The 4,361-nt window shown below is 45.7% G+C and carries 4 protein-coding genes; all 4 read left to right on the top strand.

What is annotated here, in order from left to right; all coding sequences use genetic code 11:
- The first annotated feature begins 288 nt into the window (after positions 1 to 288).
- The 4 genes from EWV60_RS22580 to EWV60_RS22565 all read left to right on the top strand — a co-directional run bounded on the left by EWV60_RS22580 (position 289) and on the right by EWV60_RS22565 (position 3,302).
- Positions 289 to 522 (top strand): hypothetical protein, encoded by a 234-nt coding sequence (locus EWV60_RS22580; protein ID WP_002746549.1) that lies wholly within the window; start codon positions 289 to 291, stop codon positions 520 to 522.
- Positions 523 to 768: 246 nt separating this feature from the next.
- The gene (locus tag EWV60_RS22575) at positions 769 to 927 is read left to right on the top strand and encodes a hypothetical protein (RefSeq protein WP_287234954.1); all 159 of its coding nucleotides are present in this window, start codon (positions 769 to 771) and stop codon (positions 925 to 927) included.
- A 145-nt stretch (positions 928 to 1,072) separates the two neighbouring features.
- Positions 1,073 to 1,447 carry a Pepco domain-containing protein gene (locus EWV60_RS22570; RefSeq protein WP_287234952.1) on the top strand — a complete coding sequence of 125 codons (375 nt, stop codon included), beginning with the start codon at positions 1,073 to 1,075 and terminating at the stop codon, positions 1,445 to 1,447.
- On the top strand, positions 1,440 to 3,302 hold the full coding sequence (locus EWV60_RS22565) for an SUMF1/EgtB/PvdO family nonheme iron enzyme (RefSeq protein WP_287234949.1): 1,863 nt from the start codon (positions 1,440 to 1,442) through the stop codon (positions 3,300 to 3,302). Before EWV60_RS22570 ends, EWV60_RS22565 begins: the two co-directional genes overlap by 8 nt.
- Positions 3,303 to 4,361 lie beyond the last annotated feature (1,059 nt).

Raw genomic sequence — 4,361 nt, 5'->3', positions numbered from 1 at the left:
GGTTTTGATAACCAAATTAAAGCAGCTCTAAAGAGTTTTGAGTTAAAAGTTAAACTTCAAGTTTTCATTCAGGACGAATGTACTGATTAACTAATTTTTTGGGGAAAATTAGTTAACCCGTGATTATAACATATAATTAATTTGCAAGAGTTCTATAGACTTAGCTCTCAAATGTCAAGCTAATTTTATAATCAGTTACAATCAAAGAGACCTACAACCTATTGAAAAATTCGGCATTTTTATTTTAACACCCAAACAATTTTTACGATTACTAGGAGAAATCAAACCATGAAACTAAGCACCAACATTCCAGATGTTTTATATCAACAAATTGAAACCTTAGCCAATAAACAAAACATACCAGTAGAGCAACTGGTAACAATGGCTTTATCTGCCCAAATATCCTCTTGGATGACTAAAGATTATCTAGAAGAAAAAGCACAACAGGGAAGTTGGGAGAAGTTTCAACAAGCATTAGCTAAAGTTTCAGATGGGGAGCCAGAAGATTATGACAAAATGTAACACAATTCTTTTTTGGTAAATCTATAGAAAAATCCCAAGTTAAAGCTGAAATTGTTGCTGAATACTTTTGGGCTAAGGAGAATTTTTTATTCATGGTTCGCTTAATTTTTTAAGGAAAGGTTTTTAAAATTTTCTGTAACTTTTGTCCTGTATTGTTTCTAGCGAATAACTGTAGGATGGTACTCGAAGGTAGCTCGCTGTTCGGTCGTTCGTTAAGAAAAATGACTGGAAGGGTGATACTTAGTCATGCGTTTGGTAGCATGGCGGGAGAAGAAATGTAATTGTTATGGGCAAACCACAAATCGCCGTCCGAATTCCCCCACCTCTCCTCGCCGAACTCAACCAGTACGTCGAGCGGGTTGGCACGTCCAAGACGGATGTGATTGTCAGTGCGGTTTCGCGTAGCGAGTGCCTTCGGCAATGCTGCTTACTTGGGCTGTGCCGAGACTGTACCGTTGAGTCAGCGGATGGCAGAGGTTGAGAGAAAGATAATGGAATTAGAAAGCTTGGCTAAAGGCAAGCGAGATAACATTTAGGGGAAATCAACACAATGACCGAAGATATCGCGACTCCCAGCAAAATATGGATTATTACGGGTGATGATCTTCAAAAAACGCCCACCGGCGCTAGAAGTAGCAGTGATATCGGGGGACGGCTCGGTGAAAAGGAAAGACCGCCCGAAGTTGCGGCCACCGAAAGAAGTCAAGTGGATGTGTCCAAACTGAAGCTAGAAATGCAGGGCTTTCTCAAAGCGATGCGGGAAATGCTCAATGAAGCCGATCCTCCAGGCGCTAAAATCCGGCTCGATGAAGTGGAACTGTCTGTAGAAATTAATGGGGAAGGACAAGTTAGCCTGTTTGGGGTCGGGGGCAAAGCAGGAGGGAAAGGAGCGATGACATTTAAGTTCAAGAGAAAAGATGGCTAAAAACTGGGTGATAGCGATCGGCATCAACGAGTATGACAACCTCAAGCCGCTGAAATACGCCAAGAAAGACGCGGAAGCGATCAAAGCTTGGTGTGAAGGGGAGGGAGGATTCGATCACAGTGGGATATTTCTCTTTACCGAAGATTCTCCACCCATTCCTGCTAGTCCCCCCATTCCCACGCAACTAACCCACGGTCGTCTCAAGCGGTTTCTTCAGAAGCAGTTCGAGACTCCCCTGCTTAAGTCTGGAGACAATCTCTGGTTTTTCTTTGCTGGTCATGGCCGGCGCTATCAAGACAAAGACTATCTGATGCTGCCAGATAGTGATCCGGGCAATGTAAGAGAAACGGCTGTATCGGTGGATTATGTCACCGAGCGGCTGCGGCGGTCTGGGGCCGATAACGTCGTACTATTATTAGATGCCTGTCGAGATGAAGACAGCCGAGGCGGTCTGGGCATTGGAGAGGAGGAGCATCAGGGAGTCATAACCTTTTATTCCTGTACTGCCAATCAGCAATCTTGGGAGATCGATGAGTTACAACAAGGCTCATTTACTCATACGCTGCTGGAAGGATTGCGGCGGCAAGGAGAAGCCAATTGTGCTACGGTCGAGCGTCTAGACGAACATCTGCGCCGTCAAGTCGAGCAAACTAACGCTAGATATGGGAAACCGAGACAGAATCCCTATCTGAAAGCAGAACCGCCCCACAAGCTCTATTTTATTTTGTTAGAACAAGTTGCCACGCTTAGGGACGTGCAACCCCTAAAATATCAGGCTTCCTTAGCAGAAAATAGGGGCGACCTTGACTTAGCTGAACAGTTATGGATTCGTGTCTTAGGAGCATCTCGTGGCGATTTAGATGCGATCGAAGCTATCAAGCGCATCGCTCTAAGACAGTCTTCGATTCCTTTGACGCGTCGCGAATACGTCACGGGGTCTGAGGGAAATAGGTCATCGACCCCTAAACCTTCTCAAGAAACTGGACTCAAGGTATTTAACTTTGAGGTGGTGCGAGTAAATGCGAAGGGTGAGCAAATCAAAAAAGAGTCGAAACAGTCCCAATATTTCAGGGAAGATTTGGGCAACGGCATCACCTTAGAAATGGTCGCCATTCCGGGGGGAACTTTCCTGATGGGAACAGAAGACGAGGAAATCGAAAGACTGGTAAAAAAATTTAATTGGGAAGGATTTAGAAGGGAAAGACCACAACATGAAGTAACTGTCCCACCCTTCTTTATGGGTAAATACCCCATCACCCAGTCCCAGTGGAAAGCGATCGCCGCAACCGCTAAAATAGACATCGACCTAGAGACAAACCCTTCTAACTTCAAAGGGGATGAGCTACCCGTAGAAAGTGTCAACTGGTATCAAGCAACGGAATTTTGTAAACGACTATCAAGAGAAACAAAACGGGAGTATCGACTACCGAGTGAAGCGGAATGGGAATACGCTTGTCGTGCTGGAACCACCACCCCGTTTTACTTTGGGGAAACCATTACCGGGGAATTGGCCAACTACTGTGCCAGCGAAACCTACGCAGAAGAAGCGAAGGGAGAAGATCGACAACAAACGACTCCCGTGGGACAATTTCCCCCCAATGCCTTCGGACTGTACGATATGCACGGCAATGTCTGGGAATGGTGCGCCGATACTTGGCACGATAACTATGACGGTGCGCCGACGGATGGCAGTGTCTGGACAGAAAATAGGAATGATAATCGTTCTCCTGCGCGGGGCGGTTCTTGGTGCAACTATCCAGATCTCTGCCGTTCCGCTTTCCGCGGCTACTACGACCGCCGCGGCTACGGCAACTACGGTTTTCGGGTGGTGTGCGGTGCTGGGAGGACTCTGTAACCCTTTTTCCCTTTTTTTCCCTTTTTACCCTCATTCCCTATTTTTTCTTTTTTCTTTTCTTTCCCGCCCTTAGGCGGGTCGATTTTTTTGAGAAAATGGCATTAATGTTAAATTTTATTAAGGCAATGAAAGAATTAGCTGAAAATTCACCCGATCTCGCGTAGCGAGCGCGTTGCGACCGAAAGTCAACTTTTTGCCACTAAATACGGCGCTAGTTTCCTCGGTTTTCGCATTCTACCCGACCGAGTTCACGTCAGGAATAGTAACCTTCATCGGGGTAGGAGAAGACTCAGACGATTGCAACAAGATTATGCGATCGGTACAATTGAATGGCAAGATGTAGAACGATCTCGCGTAGCGAGCGCGTTGCGACCGCTGACTAGCTGGATGGCACATCTAGAACACGGTGACACCTGGCAACTAAGAAAACAGATATTCGATTCCCTCACATTCGTGAGGCATTGAAGAAGGGATAGGCGAACCCGACCGCGGGGCGGTTCTTGGTACAACAATCCAAATAACTGCCGTTCCGCTTACCGCGACAACAACAACCGCCGCGACAACAACAACAACGGTTTTCGGGTGGTGTGCGGTGCTGGGATTACTCTTTATCGTCGGAGTTGGCAGGTGGCAATCTGTCAAGAGTGCATCGAAGAGTCCAGCCTGTTCCTGCGATGTTGGCGACGACATCCAAAAATCAAACCGAGTCGGGGAGCCTGGTAGGTTGCGAAGGGTCGTACCGATTTAGCTGATTTGTGTACTGTTCCTTTAGAGAGTTACCGGAAATATTATTCTTCTAATTCGCCCAAAGTTGGTCTAGATGGATTCAATCGCTTCACGTCTTTTGGCAATGATTTGCATCTTAATTGAAAACTTTTGGTCAAAAGTGAAAGCGACATTAAGAAAACTGAAGGCGAGAACTTACAAAGACTTAATAGAAGGGGCTCTTCGGGAATTGTTATGCAAATAATTAACTTAAAATAAAATTCGATGAGAGCAACTACGCTCAAAAGTAGCTGAAATTCATACAGGAAAGGACTTAAGGCACAAATAGGTTAA

The sequence above is a fragment of the Microcystis sp. Msp_OC_L_20101000_S702 genome (assembly GCF_007095705.1).
Lineage (GTDB): Bacteria > Cyanobacteriota > Cyanobacteriia > Cyanobacteriales > Microcystaceae > Microcystis > Microcystis ichthyoblabe_A.
Note: the sequence above shows the minus strand (reverse complement) of the source record. Positions and strands in the feature narration are given on the sequence as shown.